General features: G+C 69.8%; 19 protein-coding genes, 1 rRNA gene and 1 pseudogene. 10 read left to right on the top strand and 11 right to left on the bottom strand.

The window, feature by feature from the left end; all coding sequences use genetic code 11:
- Both rrf and AB0N14_RS21435 read left to right on the top strand, forming a co-directional pair.
- Window positions 1–105, top strand: a 5S ribosomal RNA gene (rrf, locus tag AB0N14_RS21440); the annotation flags it as partial.
- Between the two features lie 90 nt (window positions 106–195).
- A complete protein-coding gene (locus AB0N14_RS21435; protein WP_366027273.1) occupies window positions 196–765 on the top strand; it encodes a GNAT family N-acetyltransferase in 570 nt (189 codons plus the stop codon).
- A 19-nt stretch (window positions 766–784) separates the two neighbouring features.
- Here AB0N14_RS21435 and AB0N14_RS21430 read toward each other — a convergent pair whose 3' ends face one another.
- The 7 genes and pseudogenes from AB0N14_RS21430 to AB0N14_RS21400 all read right to left on the bottom strand — a co-directional run.
- The gene (locus AB0N14_RS21430) at window positions 785–2,383 is read right to left on the bottom strand and encodes a type VI secretion protein (RefSeq protein ID WP_366027272.1); all 1,599 of its coding nucleotides are present in this window, start codon (window positions 2,381–2,383) and stop codon (window positions 785–787) included.
- A 54-nt stretch (window positions 2,384–2,437) separates the two neighbouring features.
- Window positions 2,438–3,862, bottom strand: a complete 1,425-nt coding sequence (locus AB0N14_RS21425) for an ATP-binding protein (protein ID WP_366027271.1) — start codon at window positions 3,860–3,862, stop codon at window positions 2,438–2,440.
- Between the two features lie 7 nt (window positions 3,863–3,869).
- A complete protein-coding gene (locus tag AB0N14_RS21420; RefSeq protein ID WP_366027270.1) occupies window positions 3,870–5,429 on the bottom strand; it encodes an SCO6880 family protein in 1,560 nt (519 codons plus the stop codon).
- Window positions 5,426–6,790 carry a hypothetical protein gene (locus AB0N14_RS21415; protein WP_366027269.1) on the bottom strand — a complete coding sequence of 455 codons (1,365 nt, stop codon included), beginning with the start codon at window positions 6,788–6,790 and terminating at the stop codon, window positions 5,426–5,428. Before AB0N14_RS21415 ends, AB0N14_RS21420 begins: the two co-directional genes overlap by 4 nt.
- A complete protein-coding gene (locus tag AB0N14_RS21410; RefSeq protein WP_366027268.1) occupies window positions 6,780–7,616 on the bottom strand; it encodes a hypothetical protein in 837 nt (278 codons plus the stop codon). The genes AB0N14_RS21415 and AB0N14_RS21410 overlap by 11 nt, the downstream gene beginning before the upstream one ends.
- 217 nt (window positions 7,617–7,833) lie before the next feature.
- Window positions 7,834–8,142, bottom strand: coding sequence for a hypothetical protein (locus AB0N14_RS21405; RefSeq protein WP_043441655.1), 309 nt, complete (start codon window positions 8,140–8,142; stop codon window positions 7,834–7,836).
- 560 nt (window positions 8,143–8,702) lie between these two features.
- A pseudogene (locus tag AB0N14_RS21400) lies at window positions 8,703–8,831 on the bottom strand (peptidase S8); the annotation flags it as partial.
- A gap of 411 nt (window positions 8,832–9,242) precedes the next feature.
- On the opposite strand from AB0N14_RS21400, the gene AB0N14_RS21395 reads away from it, so the two are divergent.
- From AB0N14_RS21395 to AB0N14_RS21385, 3 genes are all read left to right on the top strand, one after another.
- A complete protein-coding gene (locus AB0N14_RS21395; RefSeq protein WP_366027267.1) occupies window positions 9,243–9,998 on the top strand; it encodes a serine protease in 756 nt (251 codons plus the stop codon).
- A 430-nt stretch (window positions 9,999–10,428) separates the two neighbouring features.
- The gene (locus tag AB0N14_RS21390; protein WP_366027266.1) at window positions 10,429–11,436 is read left to right on the top strand and encodes a bifunctional lytic transglycosylase/C40 family peptidase; all 1,008 of its coding nucleotides are present in this window, start codon (window positions 10,429–10,431) and stop codon (window positions 11,434–11,436) included.
- Window positions 11,437–11,718: 282 nt separating this feature from the next.
- Entirely contained in the window at window positions 11,719–12,420 is a 702-nt protein-coding gene (locus AB0N14_RS21385) for a phosphatase PAP2 family protein (RefSeq protein WP_366027265.1), read from the top strand.
- Window positions 12,421–12,439: 19 nt separating this feature from the next.
- Here the strand turns inward: AB0N14_RS21385 and AB0N14_RS21380 are convergent, their stop codons facing one another.
- The gene (locus AB0N14_RS21380; protein ID WP_366027264.1) at window positions 12,440–13,972 is read right to left on the bottom strand and encodes an FAD-binding oxidoreductase; all 1,533 of its coding nucleotides are present in this window, start codon (window positions 13,970–13,972) and stop codon (window positions 12,440–12,442) included.
- Window positions 13,973–14,113: 141 nt separating this feature from the next.
- A complete protein-coding gene (locus AB0N14_RS21375) occupies window positions 14,114–14,275 on the bottom strand; it encodes a hypothetical protein (protein ID WP_366027263.1) in 162 nt (53 codons plus the stop codon).
- 120 nt (window positions 14,276–14,395) lie between these two features.
- Here AB0N14_RS21375 and AB0N14_RS21370 point away from each other — a divergent pair, with 120 nt between their 5' ends.
- Together AB0N14_RS21370 and AB0N14_RS21365 are read left to right on the top strand one after the other, a co-directional pair.
- Window positions 14,396–15,235, top strand: coding sequence for a hypothetical protein (locus AB0N14_RS21370; protein WP_366027262.1), 840 nt, complete (start codon window positions 14,396–14,398; stop codon window positions 15,233–15,235).
- Window positions 15,236–15,388: 153 nt separating this feature from the next.
- Window positions 15,389–15,568, top strand: coding sequence for a hypothetical protein (locus AB0N14_RS21365; RefSeq protein WP_366027261.1), 180 nt, complete (start codon window positions 15,389–15,391; stop codon window positions 15,566–15,568).
- 10 nt (window positions 15,569–15,578) lie between these two features.
- Here the strand turns inward: AB0N14_RS21365 and AB0N14_RS21360 are convergent, their stop codons facing one another.
- Window positions 15,579–15,935, bottom strand: coding sequence for a metal-sensitive transcriptional regulator (locus tag AB0N14_RS21360; protein ID WP_366027260.1), 357 nt, complete (start codon window positions 15,933–15,935; stop codon window positions 15,579–15,581).
- A gap of 223 nt (window positions 15,936–16,158) precedes the next feature.
- Between AB0N14_RS21360 and AB0N14_RS21355 the strand changes: the two genes are divergently transcribed.
- From AB0N14_RS21355 to AB0N14_RS21345, 3 genes are all read left to right on the top strand, one after another.
- Window positions 16,159–16,779, top strand: a complete 621-nt coding sequence (locus tag AB0N14_RS21355; protein ID WP_055490603.1) for a DUF47 family protein — start codon at window positions 16,159–16,161, stop codon at window positions 16,777–16,779.
- Between the two features lie 7 nt (window positions 16,780–16,786).
- A complete protein-coding gene (locus tag AB0N14_RS21350; RefSeq protein WP_366027259.1) occupies window positions 16,787–17,785 on the top strand; it encodes an inorganic phosphate transporter in 999 nt (332 codons plus the stop codon).
- A gap of 76 nt (window positions 17,786–17,861) precedes the next feature.
- Window positions 17,862–18,062 carry a DUF5988 family protein gene (locus tag AB0N14_RS21345; RefSeq protein WP_366027258.1) on the top strand — a complete coding sequence of 67 codons (201 nt, stop codon included), beginning with the start codon at window positions 17,862–17,864 and terminating at the stop codon, window positions 18,060–18,062.
- A gap of 111 nt (window positions 18,063–18,173) precedes the next feature.
- On the opposite strand, the gene pstB is transcribed toward AB0N14_RS21345, so the two are convergent.
- On the bottom strand, window positions 18,174–18,950 hold the full coding sequence (pstB, locus tag AB0N14_RS21340) for a phosphate ABC transporter ATP-binding protein PstB (protein WP_366027257.1): 777 nt from the start codon (window positions 18,948–18,950) through the stop codon (window positions 18,174–18,176).
- Window positions 18,951–18,966 lie beyond the last annotated feature (16 nt).

Below are 18,966 nucleotides of genomic sequence, written 5' to 3'. Positions count from 1 at the left end.
AGCGTGAGGGAAACGCCCGGTTACATTCCGAACCCGGAAGCTAAGCCTTACAGCGCCGATGGTACTGCAGGGGGGACCCTGTGGGAGAGTAGGACACCGCCGAACAATTCTTGAGAAAGAGCCCCAATTCCCGGGTATATCCCGGTGAGTTGGGGCTTTTTCGCGTCTCGCGGCGGGTGACGTACGGTTGCCCCCATGAGCAATCCCGAGATCGCTGAGACGTACGTCGTTCGTGCCATACGCGCCGAGGAGTGGCCCGCGGTGAAGGCGCTGCGGCTCCTCGCGCTCCAGGATTCCGTGGCGCACCTCGCCTTCCTGGAGACGTACGACGAGGCCTTGGCCAAGCCCGACTCCTTCTGGCAGGAGCGAGCGGCCAGCGGCGCCGAGGGGGCGTCCGACGTGCACCAGTTCGTCACGCAGGGACCGGACGGCGAGTGGGTCGGTACCGTCACCGTGCTGCTGGAGGAGGCCGGCACCAAGGACTGGGCAGGGTTTCCGGTCGACCGGCGGCAGGGGCATGTCGTCGGCGTGTACGTACGGCCCGAGCACCGCGGGTGCGGGCTGACCGAGGTGCTGTTCGACGAGGCCCTGGAGTGGGCCTGGAGCCGTGGCGTGGAGCGTGTACGGCTGATCGTCCACGAGGACAACGGTCGCGCCCTGGCGTTCTATCGGAAGCTGGGGTTTGCGCCGACCGGGGTCACCGTGCCGGTGTCCGCGGCTGCTGGCGACGAGCGGGAACTGGAGATGGTGATCGAGCGGCCGTAGACGGGGCCGGCCGGGACGGCTACACGGGCAGTTCGTACTCGGGCCAGCGGCTGCGGGCCTGTTCCCTGGAGCGGAGGAGGGCCAAGGTCGGCAGGCCCTGGTCCGCTCCCGGCGTCAGGAGATCCGGGAGCTGGGGCAGCGGGGCCACCGCTGCCACGTCGTCCAGGACCAGGGTGAGTGGTGGGTCGAGGCGACCGGAGGATGACCGTTCGGCCATGCGGCGGCCGCGCTCGACCACGCTGGAGGCGAGGGCCGTCAGCAGCGGCATGGCGCCGGGGTGCTGGCGGGGGTCCTCGATGGATTCACCGACCACATAAAGTGTGCCCCCTTCGTTGACGAAGGAATCCAAGGCGAGGCTGTCATTTCGGTTGGGTGTGCATGCCTCGCGGATATTGACCGTGAAGAGCGAGGACAGTGCGCGGGCGGTCAGTTCCTGTGCCATGTCCCTGCGTTCGGGGTGCGAGGTGAGCGCGGCCTCCAGTTCGCCTGCCGCGCCGGACGACGCCTTGGGGTTCGTCCGCAGGGCGCGTACGGCCTCCTGGACCTGTGTGCCCTGGGCCCAGCGGTGGATGTGCCGGGTGGTGCGGCCCTCTATGGCGGCGGCGTGCAGATAGCTCCGCAGGAGCGTTTCCGCCACATCGGCCACCGCCTGGTCGATGCGGGCCGTGGGGCGGACGGGGGCGAGCAGGGCCACAGCGCGTGCAGCGGCGGTCGCCTTGTCCTCGCAGCCGGCGGACGGCGACCAGTGCAGCCGGGCCGGGGTGTCGCACAGGTGGGAGGGGTCGTAGAGGAGGACGGGTCCCAGCTTGGCGCGGGCGTCCTTGGTCTCGGACCACAAGTCCGGGCTGGAGGTGATGACGAGCGCGGGCCCCTCCGCGTCGCGCACGGCCTGGGCGGCGACAGGGTGACGGACGTCGGAGCCGCCGAGAACGACGGAGGGCGCCCTCCGGGTGCCAGGGACGGGAGCAGGGGTGCCGGGTGCCGCGAGTCCGGGTGCTACGGGTAGGGCCGGTTCGACACCCGCCGTGGAGGGAACCGGGCCGGTTGCCGGCGTCGGCGGTCGCGTACCGAGGTGCTCGGGGAGGGGCGCAGCAGGGTAGGGGGCCGAGTCCGGGGCGGCGGCGGTGAGCGAACCGGCCGCCACGTCGGGCACCGTCCCCTGCGGTCTCCAGGCCGTCTCTCCGCGCGGTCCCACGGCCACGGTCACGTCCCCGTGCGGCCCACCGGCCGCCGCCTCCGCCTTTCTCCGGACCCGTACGGCCTTCCATCGTGCCACCGTGCCGATCGCGAAGACCGCCAGCACGAACAGCACCATCAGTTCGCCTATGAACAGGCCCCAGAACAGTCCGTATCCGGAGAGCTGGTCCGGTGGTGTGTCCGGCCACGCGCCCGTGATGTCGTGGGGGTCGGTGATCAGGTGGCGCATGGCCACCGGGGTGCTGCTGATCCGTACGCCATGCGGCCACGCGCCCCGGGTGAACCAGCCCGCGAGGCCCGTGGCCGACCACACCATCAGCGTCACGCCGAGCAGGAAGGCGAGCAGGCCCACCAACAGCCCGTCGGGGATACCGCCCTGGCCGTCCTGCCGCCGCTCCTGTCGCTCTGTGCCTGGTCTCATCGGGACTCCAAGAACCCCATGTCGCCCATGAAGAACCCCATGTCGCCCATGTCCCTACGCCACCGTGGTCTCGGACGAGCCGTCCAGATCGCTCAGTCGTTGTTCGACGAACGCCGCCGCGCGTTCCTCCGCCTCGAGTTCCGCGGCGCGCAGCGCGTCGTCCGCCAGCCGGTCGCTCGACGACTCCGTCATCGCGCGGTCGGTGAAGACCAGCGGCCGTTCCATCTCCGTGACGAGGTGTTTGACGACCTGTACGTTGCCGTTGACGTCCCACACCGCGATACCGGGGGCGAGGGTCGGGATGATCTCCACCGCCCACCTGGGCAGGCCGAGGACCCGGCCCGTCGCCCGTGCCTCGTCGGCCTTCTGGGCGTAGATCGTCCTGGTCGACGCCATTTTCAGGATCGCCGCCGCCTCCTTGGCCGCCGCTCCGTCCACCACGTCGCTCAGGTGGTGGACCACGGCCACGAAGGACAGGCCGAGCCGTCGGCCGAACTTCAGCAGCCGCTGGAACAGCTGTGCCACGAACGGGCTGCTGATGATGTGCCAGGCCTCCTCGACCAGGAAGATGCGCTTCTTCCGGTCGGGGCGGATCCAGGTGTGCTCCAGCCACACGCCCACGATCGCCATGAGGATCGGCATGGCGATGGAGTTGCGGTCGATGTGGGAGAGGTCGAAGACGATGAGGGGGGCGTCCAGGTCGATGCCGACCGTCGTGGGGCCGTCGAACATGCCCCTGAGGTCACCGTCGACCAGGCGGTCCAGGACCAGCGCCACGTCCAGGCCCCAGGCCCGTACGTCGTCCAGGGCGACGTTCATCGCCTCCGCAGACTCCGGTTCGGGGTGCCGCAGCTGCTCGACGATGTCGGTGAGCACCGGCTGGCGCTCGACGATCGTCTCGTTGACGTAGGCGTGCGCGACCTTCAGGGCGAAGCCGGACCGTTCGTCCAGGCCGTGGCCCATCGCGACCTCGATGATCGTGCGGAGCAGGGCCAGCTGTCCGGTCGTGGTGATCGCGGGGTCGAGCGGGTTGAGCCGGATGCCGTGGTCCAGGGCGGCCATGGGGTCGAGCCGGATGGGTGTTATCCCCAGCTCCTCGGCGATGAGGTTCCACTCGCCGACGCCGTCCTCGCCCTGCGCGTCCAGGACGACGACCTGCCGGTCGCGGAACCTGAGCTGGCGCAGGACGTACGTCTTCTCCAGCGCCGACTTGCCGTTGCCGGACTCGCCGAGGACGAGCCAGTGCGGCGCCGGGAGCTGCTGGCCGTACAGCTGGAAGGGGTCGTAGATGTACCCCTTCCCGGAGTAGACCTCGCGGCCGATGATGACGCCGGAGTCGCCGAGGCCGGGTGCGGCCGTCGGCAGGTAGACGGCCTGGGCCTGGCCCGTGGAGGTGCGGACGGGCAGCCGGGTCGTCTCGACCTTGCCGAAGAGGAAGGACGTGAAGGCGTCGGTCAGGACGGACAGCGGATCCCGCATCAGGGCCTTACCTCCGAATGCCGGTGGCGAAGGGGAGCGTGTTCACGAAGGCCCGGTGGTGCTCGCGGTCGCACCACTCCAGCTTCAGATACGACTTGCCTGCCGAAGCACGGATGGTCCGCTTGTCGCGGGCCAGGGCTTCCGGGGAACGGGAGGAGACGGTGATGTACCCGACCAGGTTGACGCCCGCGGCGCCGCTCGCGAGGTCCTCGCCGCGCTGGTCGAGGCGGGAATGGGCGGCGATGTCACGGGGGTCGACGGTGCGGTTCATCTTGGCGGCGCGGCTCGCCTCCGCCTCGTCGTTGGTCTTCTCGGTGAGCATGCGCTCGATGGCGATCTCGGTGGGTTCGAGGTCCATCGTGACGGCGACGGTGCGGATGACGTCCGGGGTGTGGACGAGGAGGGGCGCGAGGAAGTTCACGCCGACCGGGGTCATCGGCCACTCCTTGACCCACGCGGTGGCATGGCACCAGGGCGCGCGGGTGGAGGACTCGCGGGTCTTGGCCTGGAGGAAGGTCGGCTCCGTGGCGTCGAGCTCGGCGGGCCAGGCGTTCCGCTTGGTCATCGCCTGGATGTGGTCGATGGGGTGGTCCGGGTCATACATGGAGTGGATGAGGGAGGCGAGCCGTCCCTGTCCCAGCGGCTGCCGGACACGGATGTCGGCCTCCTGGAGCCGGGAGCAGATGTCGGTCAGCTCGCGGGCCATCACCACCGCGAGCCCGGCGTCCCGGTCGACCTTCTTGCCGCCCTGCGGCCGGGCGGCGCGTGCCATGGCCTGGGCCTCGGCGGCGAGCTCCCGGGTGTAGTGCATGCAGGCGACGAGGTAGGCGCGGTGCTGCTCGCTGCTGGTGGACACCATGGACAGCAGCTGGTCGTACGACTGCCGCAGCCATGTCGGCGAGCGCTCGTCGCCGCGCTGGGAGACGTCCTTGGCGTGCGCGTCCGGGTCGGCGGGCAGGGTGCGGGCCAGCATCTGGAGGCGGGTGACGAAGCCGTCGCCGTTCGCGACGTGCTTCAGCAGGGTGCCGAAGCGGTCGACGAGGGCCTCCTGGTCCTCGCTGTCGCGCAGGCCGACGCCGGGGCCCTCGATCTCGATCGCGGCGGTCACCGTCCTGCGGTCGGCGTGCAGGAGGACGGCGATCTCGTCGGGTCCGAAGGGGGCGGCGAGCCAGGTGATGCGGCCGATGCCCGGGGGCGGTCCGATCTCGACCTCGCGCCCGTCGAGCCGGGTGCCGGCCTCCATGACCCCGGACCGGTAGGCCGCGCCCCGGCGCAGGCTGCGCTTGTAACTGCGGTTGATCTCGAACCACTTGTAGAACGTGCGGTGCTTGTACGGCACGTACACGGCGGCCAGCGCGAGCAGCGGGAAGCCCATCAGCAGCACGATCCGCAGGGACAGGACGGGGACGAGGAGCCCGCACATCATGCCGAGGAACGCGCCCGCGATGATCAGCGCGATCTCACCGGTCTCGCGGTTGCGGCCGATGATCGCGTTCGGCCGGGCGCGGCCGATCAGATATGTACGGCGGGGCGTGACCGGATGGGACACGTGGGACTCGGTCGTCAACGCCCTTCACCTCCCGTGCGGTTGGTACTGCTGTTGCGGGTGCCGCCGGCGTGCGGGGTCTGGGCCGGGCTGGTCCGGGGCGGGGGCGCGGAGGGGACGGCTCCGCCGCCGCCCGGGTTACGGGTGCTGTGCGCGGCCACACCGCCGGAGACCGGGTTGGCGGGGCGGGGCGGCTGGGTCGCGCCCGCGGCCGCGCCGCCGTTGCTGTCGGCGCGGGTGCTGTGGGTCTTGATGCCCTGGGCGACGAGGGTCGCCGGGGAGCTGATGACGGCGGCGGCCTTGCGCTCGGCGCCCTGCATGATGCGGTTGTTGCGGGAGTTGACGATCTCGTCGCCGAAACCGGGGACGAAACGGTAGATCATGGCGCTCGAGAAGATGGCGAGCAGGATGATGGCGAGACCGGAGACCACGGCGGCGAGGGAGTCCGGTCCGCCGTCGGAGGCGAGGGCGCCTGCGAGGCCGAGCACGATGACGATGACCGGCTTGACCAGGATGACCGCGATCATGATGCCCGCCCAGCGGCGGACGTGGCTCCAGAGGTTCTTGTCGACGAGGCCGGAGTAGACGACGACGCCGAGCAGGGCGCCGACGTAGAGGAGGACGGCCCGCAGGAACAGCTCCAGGTAGAGGACGCCGGCGGCGAGGATCGACACCAGCGAGACGATGATCAGCATGATCGGGCCGCCGCCGATGTCGGTGCCCTTGCTGAGGGCGCCGGAGAAGGTGCCGAAGAACGTGGTCGTCTGGTCGCCGGTGGCCTTGGCCAGGACGTCACTGACGGCGTCGGTCGCCGAGACGACGGTGTAGAGGATCAGCGGGGTGAAGGCGGAGGCCAGCACCGTGAGCCAGAGGAAGCCGACGGCTTCGCTGATGGCGGTGCCGAGCGGAACACCGCGCACCGCCCGCTTGGCCACTGCCAGCAGCCACAGGACGAGGGTGAGGATGGCGGAGGCCGCGAAGACGATGGCGTACTGCTGGAGGAACTTCTGATTCGTGAAGTCGACGCTCGCGGTCTCCTTCACGGCCTCACTGAGCTTGTCGATGGTCCAGGAGGCGGCTTTGGCGCAGCCCTTTGCGAGGGAGGAGAGGGGGTCGAGGGGGTTGTCGGGGGTGAGGGAGTTGCCGCCGTTGGAGCTGCCGGCGTTGTTCTTCTGGCAGTACTCCTTGGCGGGGCCGATCAGCAGGTCGCACGGGTCGTTCGACCCGGAGGGCGACGGAGTGGTCGAATTCGTGGGTGACGGCGTGACGGACGGTGTGGGCGACGGTGCCGCGAAGGCACGCGTGGCCAGTACGACGGCCGTGGCTTGAACGGTGGCTACTGCGGCCGTGAGCTTGAGTACGCGCCGTGGGCTACCGGGCATAAGTGAACCCTCCGTACTCCTCGGTGGCCTTGCTGATCTCGTCGGACGAGGCTGCCTTGTCGTCACCGGGGACCGGCGCGGGGCCGTCCGTCTGGGAGTCTCTGACGATCTTCCAGTCACCGTTGGACCACTGCAGCTCGAAGGTCCACGTCTTCCACGTGGAGCTGACCGGATTGGTTGATCCCTGGCCGGACATGCCGATGAGACCCATGTACCAGACCGAGACCTTCGCCGAGTTGCCGCTGTACTGCTCGACCTTGGTGCCCACCGGGACCGTACGCGAGACGAACGTGCTGCCCTGCGGAGCGTTGCCGTTGGCGTCCAGCCCCAGCTTGTTGAGGAAGCTCGCGGAGTAGGCCTGGTCCATCGGCCCCTGAAGCTTGCTCGCGGCGGCCGCCGTGTAGAGGGCGTTGACGATGTTGTGCCGACTGTCCTTCGGGAACATCCCGGTGGAACCCAGCGCGACCGCGTAATTCGCCGCAGCCGACCCTGCCCCTTGCTGATCATGCGCGAAGCCCGAAGGAAGCCCCCCGGTCTTCGACTGCACCGGTCGTGCCCCTGAAGCCGCCGTAGGAGCCGAGTCCACTCTGGGCTCGCCGCCTTCCGCCGATGACGAACGCCCGTCCCCGCGGTTCGCGAAGGCGATCGCTGCGATCAGGAGGACGACCACGCCGACCACCGTGACCAGGCTCCGGGACGAGGACCGGCCCCGCCGGGCACCCCCGTACACGTCACCGCTCCGGCCGCCCGGCAGCCGGGTGCGGGTCTGCCCGACTCCGCCGTACTCCGTGTCGCCCCCGCCGGAGGCACCGTCACCGAGACTCACGCCGCGCACGCCCCCTTCAGCTGTTGGCCGCTTCGAACCGCGTAGAAGTACGACGGTAGCCGTGCTGGTTGCCGCGCGGGCGCGGTGTGGTGACTCGACATCAGGAAACGCAACCTCAGCCGGTGGGCGCGACGGACGAATGGGTCGGAGGGGCTGCTGGCGCGCCCGGCCGGGGACTGACGGTGCGCCAGGTGGGCCCGGCGGTCCGGGGCCGGGCCTAGACGGCCATGCCGTACACGATCGTGAACAGCGTGCCCAGCGAGCCGATGATGAAGACCCCGGTCAGACCCGCGATGATGAGGCCCTTGCCCTGCTCGGCGCTGAACGTGTCGCGCAGGGCCGTCGCGCCGATGCGCTGTTTGGCCGCGCCCCAGATCGCGATCGCCAGGCAGAGCAGGATGGCGACGGCCATCACCACCTCGACCATCACGCGAGCCTCGTTGCCCAGGCTGCCGAACGGTCCCCAGTCTGGGGCGATACCGCCGATGATCGTGTTGATGTCGCCTTTTGCGGCCGCGAGATGCATGTAAGTCACCGCCCCTGTTGGGTTGTTCCGTACCCCCTGCCACCGTCGCAGGGGTCAGGGCCATTCTCGCCGACAATGCCGCTGTCGTATGTCGACTTGGCGTCATTGGTTGGCGGGTTTCGTACGTGTCCCTTGCGTCCGGCCCGCGTGGGACCCTCGCGAGTGGGCGTGGACCGGTGTGTGAAGGGGCGTATGGTCACTGTGTGTATCACGGCAGGTCACGCCGGGCAATGAAGTCGCAGCGGAACCTGGTGTGCGGTTCCGTCGTTGACTTCTTCTGCGCCCTGAGGGCCTGGTTGGCCCCTGGCGCCAGCCGACCGGCCGGCCCGTGGCGTACGGGTGTCACCCGTACGAGCGGAAGGCTATCCCTGAACAGGGGGCGCGTATGCGTCGGGTGGCGGCATGTCAGATCGCACGGATGTGCGCCGAAGCACGGGACGTGCGGGGAGCGCGCACGGCGACGGGTTGCGGCTGGTTGCCGCGGCCCGTCGCCCGGAGGGTGCCGTCGGTAAGTCCCCACTTACTTTCTGACGGCGTCCGTCATGTGTGGGGGAAAGGGATCAGCGGGTGAAGGCGCCGACCCCCTCCGGGGTGCCCCAGCCGGTCGGGCCGTCGTAGCCGGACCGGGCCGTGCAGAAGTAGCTGGTGGAGCAGGAGCCGTGGCTGCCGCTGGTGACGTCGTTGAGTGCGTCGCCGGTTCGGTGCCCCCGGCGACGAGGCGGCGGCCCGGGACGGCCCTGACCTGTTGAGTACGCGACAAACAAGAGGCTCCGGAATTCCTGACTCCGGCATTGCCGAACCGAGGAGCCCGCCTTACCGGTCGATGGCCGGGGGATGGCGGGGGCGTGGCAACGGCTTGACGGGTTCACAGGGAGGGCGCTGCGGGCGCTGCGTGGGGCGGGTCTACGCGCATCCGCCTGCAGGGTGGGGAAGGGGGTTTGTTTCGAACTGGGGTTCATCGCACATGCGCGCGGCGATCCGCAGGGAGGAAGTCCTTGTGGGCCGAATGCCCCCGCTGAGCTGCGGGAATGAGACCTCACAGAGGAATTTCAGGGTGCTCAAGGAGTTTTTCTCACCTTTCTGGGCCACAGTAAGACGTGATGAACCGCATCAGACGCCCCCCTGGCAACCGCCGGCACGCGTTCTTCGGTGCCGTCGTGCTGCTGGCTGTCACGTCCTCCTCCGTGGCGGCGGCCGCCGGCGGTCCCGGACCGCTGGGCGTGACCAGGGAGGCGCCGGCCACTCGGGCCAGCTCTCGCGTCGGCGCGCTGTTCGGCGCGTCCGGTGGGCTGGAGGGCGGTCACTTCTGCACCGCCTCCGTCGTGCACAGCGAGCGCGGCAACCTGATCGTGACCGCCGCGCACTGCGCGGGCAGCGACACGCTCTGGTTCGCCCCGGGCTACCGGGACGGCAAGGCGCCCTACGGTGTGTGGAAGGTGGCCAAGACCTTCGTCGGTGACCGCTGGAGCGGTGGGCAGGACGAGGACAGCGACGTGGCCTTCGCCACCGTGGAGTCCATCGGCGGTGTCGAGGTCGAGAGCATCGTGGGGAGCAACAGGTTCGTCACCGGGCACGAGACCGGCGCCACCGCCGTCACCGTGACCGGCTACCCCGACTCCCAGGAATCCCCGATCACCTGCACCAACAGGCCGACGGCCCTCAGTCGCACCCAGCAGCGCATCGACTGCCCGAGCTTCACCAGCGGCACGAGCGGCAGCCCCTGGGTGAACGGCTACGGCGAGGTCGTGGGTGTCCTCGGCGGACACGAACAGGGCGGTTCCACCCCGGACGTGTCCTACAGCGTCGTCCTCGGACGCGAGGCCGCGGATCTGTACCGGGCCGCGTCCGGCGGGTAGGACGGTGGCCGGTCCGGCGGGTAGGAGGATCGCCGCGCCGGCGGGTGGCACTACCGCCGCGTTCGGCGCGTAGTACCACTCCCGCGCCCGGCGCGTAGTACCACTCCCGCGCCCGGCGCGTAGTACCACTCCCGCGCCCGGCGCGTAGCACCACTCCCGCCGCCCGGCGCGTAGCACCACTCCCGCCGCCCGGCGGGGAGGACCACCGCCGCGTCCAGCGGGCAGGATGTCCGCCGCGTCCGGCGCGGAGCACCACCACCGCGCCCGGCGGGCAGGACCACTGCCGCATCCGGCGGTTAGGCACCCCGCCCCCCTTCCCCGGTGGCCGATCCTCTGCGGTCCACGTCGTCCGGCCAGGGCTTTTCAGGTCCGTCGGACAGCTCCCGCCCCTACACTGACCCTCGGCGTACTCCCGGGCGGCGAGGGGCGGTTGACGGTGCGTAAGGCGTGGATCTGGGCGACCGTAGCCGTCGGTGCCGCGCTGAGCTTCGTGATGCTGCTCGTCGTCGGGGTCTACACGGTCGCCGGGAACCTCGCGAACGGCATCGGCGGGGGCTCCGTCGCCCTCGCCAAGAACGCCGTCCCCGCCGCGTACTCCGCCATCGTGCAGAAGTGGGGCAACCTGTGCAGCGCCATCAACCCCGCGCTGCTGGCCGCCCAGCTCTACCAGGAGAGCGGCTTCAACCCGAACGCCAAGAGCCCCGCGAAGGCCGAGGGCATAGCGCAGTTCATCCCCGGCACCTGGGCCATCCACGGCATCGACGGCAACGGCGACGGCAAGGCCGACGTGTGGGATCCGCGCGACGCGATCCCGTCGGCCGCCTCCTACGACTGCAAGCTCGCCTCCTACGTCAAGGACGAGCCCGGCAACCCGACGGAGAACATGCTCGCCGCGTACAACGCGGGGGCGTACGCGGTCATCCGGTACGGAGGCGTGCCGCCGTACAAGGAGACCCAGAACTACGTCAGGACCATCACCACCCTGGCCAAGAGCTTCGCCGCGCCCGTCCAGCGGCTCGACCCCTCCAAGCAGGCGGCCGGCGCGATCAACTACGCGCAGAAGAAGCTCGGCACCCCCTATCTGTGGGGTGGCGACGGCACTCCGGAGGAGGGCGGACGCTTCGACTGCTCCGGTCTGACCAAGGCCGCGTACGCGAGCGTCGGCATCACGCTGCCGCGCGTCGCCAACGACCAGTACAACGCCGGACCGCACCCGAGCCGCGATGAACTGCTCCCCGGCGATCTGGTGTTCTTCTCACACGACCCGACCAATTCCCGCGCCATCCACCACGTCGGGATCTACATCGGCGGCGGCTACATGATCGATGCGCCGAGAACCGGTGCCGTGATCCGTTTCGACCCGATCGACAACTCCGACTACTTCGGGGCGACGCGTGTCACCGAGGATGGCGCGAAAGCGCTGCCCACGACGGTGTGAATCGGGATGTGAACGGCGCATGGGCGGGTGCACGCTGGCTGGAACCCCTCCCTCACGCTCACCCCCGTGAGCTGCGAAGACGTGTCTCTCTTCGATAACGTCTGCGTGATCATTCGGTGGAATGTGGAACGTGGGGAACAGGACTGTGCGTTCCTTCTCCCGTAGACCGTTGACGTACGGCAGCCGGCTCGACGTGGAGCGGATCTACGACCACGGGGGTGGTGCAGCGGCGCGCGCACGGCGTGTCCGCGGACGGGACGGACGACGAAGGGGCCGCGCACGATGGCTGGACTGGCCGAGTCAGGGTCGAACCCCGACGTCGATCTGCTCTACGACATCAACGGCCTGGCCAAGGAAGCGCCGCACTGGTTCGACCGGGCCATGGGGTTCGTCGGCGAGTGGGGTCTGCTGCTCGCCATGGTGCTGCTCGTCCTGTGGTGCTGGACGAGCGTGCGGCGCCGGGGCGGCGAGGACGCGGCGTCCTCCGTGGCGGCGATCGTCTGGGCGCCCCTGGCCGCCGGTATCGCGCTGCTGGTGAACGTGCCGATCCGGGGCTTCGTGGAGCGCCCCCGGCCGTTCGTCGACCACCAGGGGCTCGACGTCCTCGTCACCGGCAAGACCGACTACTCCTTCGTCAGCGACCACGCGACGCTCACCATGGCCATGGCCGTCGGACTCTTCGTGGCGAACCGGAAGTTCGGGCTGCTCGGTCTCGGCCTGGCGCTCCTCGAAGGCTTCTGCCGGGTCTACATGGGCGTGCACTACCCGACGGACGTCATCGGCGGCTTCGCCCTCGGCACGGCGGTCGCCCTGCTGCTCTCCCCACTCGCCACGGCGATGCTCACCCCGGTCATGAAGGCCGTCGAACGCTCACCGCGCGCCGGCCGGTTGATCCGGGCCCGCGGGGGGCGCGCCGCGGAGACCGTGATCTCCGGGGCGCGGCGCGAGCCGTCCTGCCCTCAGGACAGGGACCTGGCGGCGTAGGGCTCGCCACCGGGCGCGGTCACAGCGACTGCGGGAAGGTGAAGAAGCCGTCCGGGTCGTACCGGTGCTTCAGCTGGGCGAGGCGCGTCGCCGCGTCCCCGTAGTACACCTTCCGCCAGTTCGACAGGGTCGGGTCCGTGTAGTTCTGGTACGCCGCCCCGGACGCGTAGTCGCGCATCGAGGTGTGCGCGGAATTCAGCCAGGACTGCGCGGTTGCGCCGGAGGTGCCGGCCCGCCAGCTCGCGATGTACTGCGCCAGCATCCGCGACCGGCGGTGCACGAACGCCGTCGCCGTCGGAGCCACCCGGTTGACCGCGCCGCCGAGCGCGGTGAACGCGACGCTGCCCGCGCCGCCCCGCACCTGTGCGATCTGCCGCAGGAGCGTCTGGATGCCGGCCGCCGGGATCGAGCGGTCGAAGAAGTCGGAGCGGGCCGCGTACGTCTCCCGGCCGAGGGCGCCCTGCGGGCTACGACCCGGTGTCGGGCCCGGCAGGTGGCACTGGGCGGCTGTGGGGAAGGAGGAGCAGCCCGCGTACGCCTCCATCGCGCCCTGGTAGGAGTGCCGCCGGAGCGAGACGCCGCGTGCGGGGGCGCCGACCTTGGCGGCCAGGCGGTCGACGGCGTTCTGGAGTTCGCCGTAGGTGCCGAGCGAGAAGGCGGCGACGGAGACGGTGGGGGTGCCGCCGTTCTCGAGGTGGCAGGAGGACCAGATCTCGTCGGGCTGGCCGGGGCCCCACTCCTGCCAGGCCTTGAGCACGGCGGCGGCCTTGGACCAGGGCCAGGTCAGGTACGCCGACACGGCCTGCGGCGCCGGGTGGGTCCTGAAGCGGAGCTCGGTGACGACGCCGAAGTTGCCGTTGCCCGCGCCGCGCAGGGCCCAGAACAGGTCCTTGTTCTCGGTGGCGTTCGCGACGAGTTGCTTGCCGTCCGCCGTGACCAGGGTCGCCTGGGTGAGGCTGTCGCAGGTCAGTCCGTACGCCCGGGAGACCACCCCGTGGCCGCCACCGAGGGTGAGGCCGGAGACGCCGACCGTGGGGCAGGAACCGGCGGGTATTGTCACGCCCTTCGCGGTGAGCGCGCGGTAGACGTCGATCAGCTTGGAACCCGCGCCGATGACCGCCTCGCCGCCGCTCGCCCGTATCGTGTTGAGCTTGCCCACGTCGATGATCAGGCGTCCGTCCCCCGAGGACCAACCGGCGTAGGAGTGCCCGCCGTTGCGTATCGCGACCTTGACGCGGTGCACGCGCGCGTACGCCAGCGCGGTGCGGATGTCGTCGGTGTGCGCCACGTACGCCACGGCCGCCGGCCTCAGTCCGTCGAAGCGGGTGTTGTACAGCTGGCGGGCGGTAAGCCAGGCGCGGTCGCCTGGGCGCACCAGGGTGCCGTCCAGATCCCGCGCCAGGTCCGTCCAGTTGGCGGGGGCCTGCGCGCCGGCGCTGTCCGTCCGCAGGGACGTGCCGATGCCGGCCGAAGCACCGCCGCTGCACGCGGTGGTGGTGACCGTCGCCGCGAGCACGGCGGTGGCCCCGCCGATGAACGTACGCCGTTGCATGTGCGCCTCCCTTGGGTTCCGCAGAACGAGACGGGGCCTCGTCGCGGAGGGTTGCGCAGGGAAGTACCACAGAATCGCTACAGGGTGAGGGCGGTGTGGACGCGTACGTCCACGGGCGCAACCGGAGTTCGGGGGCACCCCCTAGCCGGCCTCGTGCACCTCCGCGTCCGATCGCGCCAGGCTGCGGGCTCTGCGGGCCGGTCCCCGCCAGCCGCAACTGCACCGGGCCACGCAGAAACGGCCCTGTTCGACCGTTGTCGTGCGGTGCTCCTCGGGACCGGTCGGGAAGTCCTGCTGCTCCACTCCCACAAGGTTACCCAGGGCAAGTGAATCGCCGAAGGCGCGCGTGACGGGTCCTCCTACCCGTCGTTAACCGGAACGACAGGAGGGCACCGGGACGGACCGGCTGGGGGTAGGCAGACGATGGTGGTGCGGCAGCGCGGTCGGGTCGGTGCGGCGGTCGTCGCGACGGTGCTCCTGGTCTGCTCGCCCTCGCTCACGGGCTGTGCCGGCGACGGGGCCGCCGCCGAGGACGCGCGCTCCGGCCCGGGCGCCGTCCAGGCGCTGCACCAGGCGGCCGGCGCCCTGGTGCGCGCGGGCAGTTCCAAGGCCCGCACGTCGATGGAGATGGCGACCGGCGGCACCCGGGTCACCATCCGCGGCGAGGGGGTCTACGACTACCGGGGCCGGCTCGGGCGGCTGACGGTGACCCTCCCCCAGGACCCGGCGGGCGCCGACGAGCACCGCCCCATCACCGAACTGCTCGCGCCGGGCGCCCTCTTCATGAAGAACCGGGGCGCGGGGGTGCCCGCCGACAAGTGGGTGCGGGTCGACACGACCACGCTCTCCGACGGCAACCTGGTCACCGGCGGCGCCACCGACCCGTACACGGCCGCGGAGCTGCTGCGCGGGGTGCGGAAGGCGACGTACGTCGGCAGGACCCGGATCGACGGGACCCCGGTGCGGCACTACCGCGGGATCGCCGACATCGGGCTCGCGGCGCGCGACGCGTCCGCAGGGAACAGGAAGGCCCTCCAGGCGGCGGCGAAAGGGTTCGCCACGGCCGAGGTCCCGTTCGACGCCTACCTCGACGACGAGGGACGCATCCGCGAGGTCAGCCACCGGTTCAGCTTCGTGGGCGGGCGGCAGAGGACGCCGGTGGCGGTGGCCTCGACGACGGTGCTGTACGACTTCGGGGCCCCGGCCGACGTACGGCTGCCGGCGTCCGGGGACATCTTCGCCGGGAAGATCGCCGAGCAGTGAGGTGCGGGCGCGGGGCCGGTCGTGGCGCAGGTGAGTGGCCGGAAGTGGCGCGGTTGAGGGGGCCGGAAATGGTCCGTCCGTGCCATGCGCCGCCCAGGCGCCGCTCCCTACGCTAGGAAGCCGGCCCCAGGAAGCCGGTGACGGCAGAAAGAGGTGACGCACGTGGCTCCGGTCGGCGGTACGGCAGTTCAGGACCACGTGGCCCTCGCCGAGATCGAACTGTGCGGTGACCTGATCATCGCGGCCTCGGCCGCGCACGAGGACCGGCTGAGTCTGGAGAGCATCGACGAGGTGCTGAAGGTGGCCGAGGAACGGGACGCCTCCGGAGAGTGAGCCGCCGTCGTCAGGTCCGCAGCAGGCGGCCGATCGCCTTCGTCGCCTCCTCCACCTTCGCGTCGATCTCCGCGCCGCCCTTGAGCGCCGCGTCCGCGACGCAGTGGCGCAGATGCTCCTCGAGCAGCTGGAGCGCGAAGGATTGCAGGGCCTTCGTGGAGGCCGAGACCTGCGTGAGTATGTCGATGCAGTACACGTCCTCGTCGACCATGCGCTGCAGGCCGCGGATCTGGCCCTCGATGCGGCGCAGCCGCTTGAGGTGCTCGTCCTTCTGCTTGTGGTAGCCGTGGATGCCGCGGTCGTGATCGGTCACCACGGCGTCGGTGCCCCCCGAGGGCGCTGTCGCGCCGGCCTCGGTCGTCGTCATCGCGTCCTCCTCGTGCCCCGCTGCGGAGATATACCCCCCACGGGTATATGATAACGAACTTTGCCGGGTATACGGCTCTTGGTCACTGCCCGGCCACCTCCGCAGTGCCCCCGTGAGGACCACACTGTCCGATGGGTGACACTGGAGGACGGCCCCTTAGCCGTGGCCGGATGATGCCCTTAGCATCAGCCTGACCGAAACCGAAGCATCCTGAGGACCCCACGTGCGCTTTCGTCTGACCCCCAGGGAGACGAGCTTCTACGACATGTTCGCCGCATCCGCGGACAACATCGTCACCGGCTCGAAACTCCTGATGGAACTGCTCGGGGCGGACGCCTCCGCCCGGGCCGAGATCGCAGAGCGTATGCGGGCCGCGGAACACGCCGGTGACGACGCCACGCACGCGATCTTCCACCAGCTGAACTCCTCGTTCATCACGCCGTTCGACCGTGAGGACATCTACTCCCTCGCCTCGTCCCTCGACGACATCATGGACTTCATGGAGGAGGCCGTCGACCTGGTCGTCCTCTACAACGTCGAGGAACTGCCGAAGGGCGTCGAGCAGCAGATCGAGGTGCTCGCGCGGGCGGCGGAGCTGACGGCCGAGGCGATGCCGAACCTCCGCACGATGGAGAACCTCACGGAGTACTGGATCGAGGTCAACCGGCTGGAGAACCAGGCGGACCAGATCCACCGCAAGCTGCTGGCCCACCTGTTCAACGGCAAGTACGACGCGATAGAGGTCCTGAAGCTCAAGCAGATCGTGGACGTGCTGGAGGAGGCCGCGGACGCGTTCGAGCACGTGGCCAACACCGTGGAGACCATCGCGGTCAAGGAGTCCTGAGGCGTCCATGGACACCTTCGCTCTGATCCTGACCATCCTGGTCGCACTCCTCTTCGCGTATACCAACGGCTTCCACGACTCCGCGAACGCCATCGCGACATCGGTGTCGACGCGGGCGCTGACCCCGCGGGCGGCGCTGGCGATGGCGGCGGTGATGAACCTCGCCGGCGCCTTCCTCGGCAGCGGTGTGGCGAAGACGGTCAGTGAGGGACTGATCCAGACGCCTCAGGGCGGCAAGGGGATGGGGATCCTCTTCGCGGCACTGCTCGGCGCCATCGTCTGGAACCTGATCACCTGGTACTACGGCCTGCCGTCGTCCTCGTCGCACGCGCTGTTCGGCGGACTGGTGGGCGCGGCCCTCGCGGGCGGTACGGCGGTGCACTGGTCCGGCGTCGTGGACAAGATCATCACCCCCATGTTCCTGTCGCCGGTGGTGGGCCTGATCGTCGGCTACCTGGTGATGACGGCCATCATGTGGATCTTCCGCCGGTCCAACCCGCACAAGGCGAAGCGCGGTTTCCGGATAGCGCAGACGGTGTCGGCCGCGGGCATGGCGCTCGGCCACGGTCTGCAGGACGCGCAGAAGACGATGGGCGTCGTGGTGATGGCCCTGGTCATCGCGGACGTCGAGAACTACGGGGACCCGATCCCGGTGTGGGTGAAGCTCGTCTCGGCGGCGATGCTGTCGCTGGGCACGTACGCGGGCGGCTGGCGCATCATGCGCACGCTGGGCCGCAAGATCATCGAACTGGACCCGCCGCAGGGGTTCGCGGCGGAGACCACGGGGGCGTCGATCATGTTCGCGACGGCGTTCCTGTTCAAGGCGCCGATCTCCACGACGCATGTGATCACCTCGGCGATCATGGGTGTGGGCGCCACCAAGCGGGTGAACGCGGTGCGCTGGGGCGTGGCGAAGAACATCGTCCTGGGCTGGTTCATCACGATGCCGGCGGCGGCGCTGGTCGCGGCCACGGCGTTCGGGCTGATCAATCTGGCGTTCCTGTAGGGACGCGACTCCGGTGCCACCGTGCCGGCCCGTGGCTTCGAGATGCGGGTGTCGACAGGGTGGCAAAACTGGAGGTATGGGTAGCAAGGCACTTCTTGAAGGTGGTCCCGAGGAACTGGCCGGGAAGGTCGTGCCGGTTGTTCCTCCCGGCCAGGAGCTCAAGATTCCGCACCGTGGTGGGTACGAGCACTACAAGGTCACCACGCGCCATGAGGATGTCGAGAAGCAGAACGTCACCGTCTACCGGTGGTGGGAACGTACGGAAGTGGCCGAGTAGCGGCCCGGGACACGAGCGGGCCCGCCCCCGGGAGCCAGGGGCGGGCCCTCTTCGGCCTCGCGGTGGCACCGCCATGCAGCACCGCGAGGGGTCTTCGGACGGACCGCCGGATCAGCCGAAGCGACCCGAGATGTAGTCCTCGGTCGCCTGCACCGACGGGTTCGAGAAGATCCGCTCGGTGTCGTCGATCTCGATCAGCTTGCCCGGCTGCCCCACGGCGGCCAGGTTGAAGAACGCCGTACGGTCCGAGACACGGGCCGCCTGCTGCATGTTGTGCGTCACGATGACGATCGTGAAGCGCTCCTTCAGCTCGCCGATCAGGTCCTCGATGGCGAGGGTGGAGATCGGGTCGAGGGCCGAGCAGGGCTCGTCCATCAGGAGCACCTTCGGCTCCACCGCGATCGCCCGAGCGATGCACAGACGCTGCTGCTGACCACCGGACAGGCCGGAGCCCGGCTTGTTCAGGCGGTCCTTCACCTCGTTCCAGAGGTTGGCGCCCTTGAGCGACTTCTCGACGACGTCCGCCAGCTCGCTCTTCTTGTAGTTGCCGTTCAGCCGCAGACCGGCCGCCACGTTGTCGAAGATCGACATCGTGGGGAAGGGGTTCGGGCGCTGGAAGACCATGCCCACCTCACGGCGGACGGAGACCGGGTCGATCCCGGCGCCGTACAGGTCCTCGTCGTCGAGCAGCACCTTGCCCTCGACACGCCCGCCCGGCGTCACCTCGTGCATACGGTTGAGGGTGCGCAGGAACGTCGACTTGCCGCAGCCGGAGGGGCCGATGAACGCCGTCACCGACCGCGGCTCGATCGACATCGAGATGTCCTCGATCGCCTTGTGGGAGCCGTAGTAGGCGGTGAGCCCGCTTACGTCGATTCGCTTGGCCATGACTACTTCACTTCCA

Source organism: Streptomyces sp. NPDC051104 (assembly GCF_040682835.1).
Taxonomy (GTDB): domain Bacteria; phylum Actinomycetota; class Actinomycetes; order Streptomycetales; family Streptomycetaceae; genus Streptomyces; species Streptomyces cynarae.
Note: the sequence above shows the minus strand (reverse complement) of the source record. Positions and strands in the feature narration are given on the sequence as shown.

What these genes read in the sequence shown, in the direction of transcription:
- AB0N14_RS21360 (WP_366027260.1), bottom strand. Translation starts at nt 15,935, where the DNA reads ATGACGACGACCGAGGCCGGCGCGACAGCGCCCTCGGGGGGCACCGAC.
- AB0N14_RS21385 (WP_366027265.1), top strand. Translation starts at nt 11,719, where the DNA reads ATGGCTGGACTGGCCGAGTCAGGGTCGAACCCCGACGTCGATCTGCTC.
- AB0N14_RS21430 (WP_366027272.1), bottom strand. Translation starts at nt 2,383, where the DNA reads ATGAGACCAGGCACAGAGCGACAGGAGCGGCGGCAGGACGGCCAGGGC.
- AB0N14_RS21370 (WP_366027262.1), top strand. Translation starts at nt 14,396, where the DNA reads ATGGTGGTGCGGCAGCGCGGTCGGGTCGGTGCGGCGGTCGTCGCGACG.
- AB0N14_RS21345 (WP_366027258.1), top strand. Translation starts at nt 17,862, where the DNA reads ATGGGTAGCAAGGCACTTCTTGAAGGTGGTCCCGAGGAACTGGCCGGG.
- AB0N14_RS21380 (WP_366027264.1), bottom strand. Translation starts at nt 13,972, where the DNA reads ATGCAACGGCGTACGTTCATCGGCGGGGCCACCGCCGTGCTCGCGGCG.
- AB0N14_RS21350 (WP_366027259.1), top strand. Translation starts at nt 16,787, where the DNA reads ATGGACACCTTCGCTCTGATCCTGACCATCCTGGTCGCACTCCTCTTC.
- pstB (WP_366027257.1), bottom strand. Translation starts at nt 18,950, where the DNA reads ATGGCCAAGCGAATCGACGTAAGCGGGCTCACCGCCTACTACGGCTCC.
- AB0N14_RS21405 (WP_043441655.1), bottom strand. Translation starts at nt 8,142, where the DNA reads ATGCATCTCGCGGCCGCAAAAGGCGACATCAACACGATCATCGGCGGT.
- AB0N14_RS21425 (WP_366027271.1), bottom strand. Translation starts at nt 3,862, where the DNA reads ATGCGGGATCCGCTGTCCGTCCTGACCGACGCCTTCACGTCCTTCCTC.
- AB0N14_RS21395 (WP_366027267.1), top strand. Translation starts at nt 9,243, where the DNA reads ATGAACCGCATCAGACGCCCCCCTGGCAACCGCCGGCACGCGTTCTTC.
- AB0N14_RS21435 (WP_366027273.1), top strand. Translation starts at nt 196, where the DNA reads ATGAGCAATCCCGAGATCGCTGAGACGTACGTCGTTCGTGCCATACGC.
- AB0N14_RS21415 (WP_366027269.1), bottom strand. Translation starts at nt 6,790, where the DNA reads ATGCCCGGTAGCCCACGGCGCGTACTCAAGCTCACGGCCGCAGTAGCC.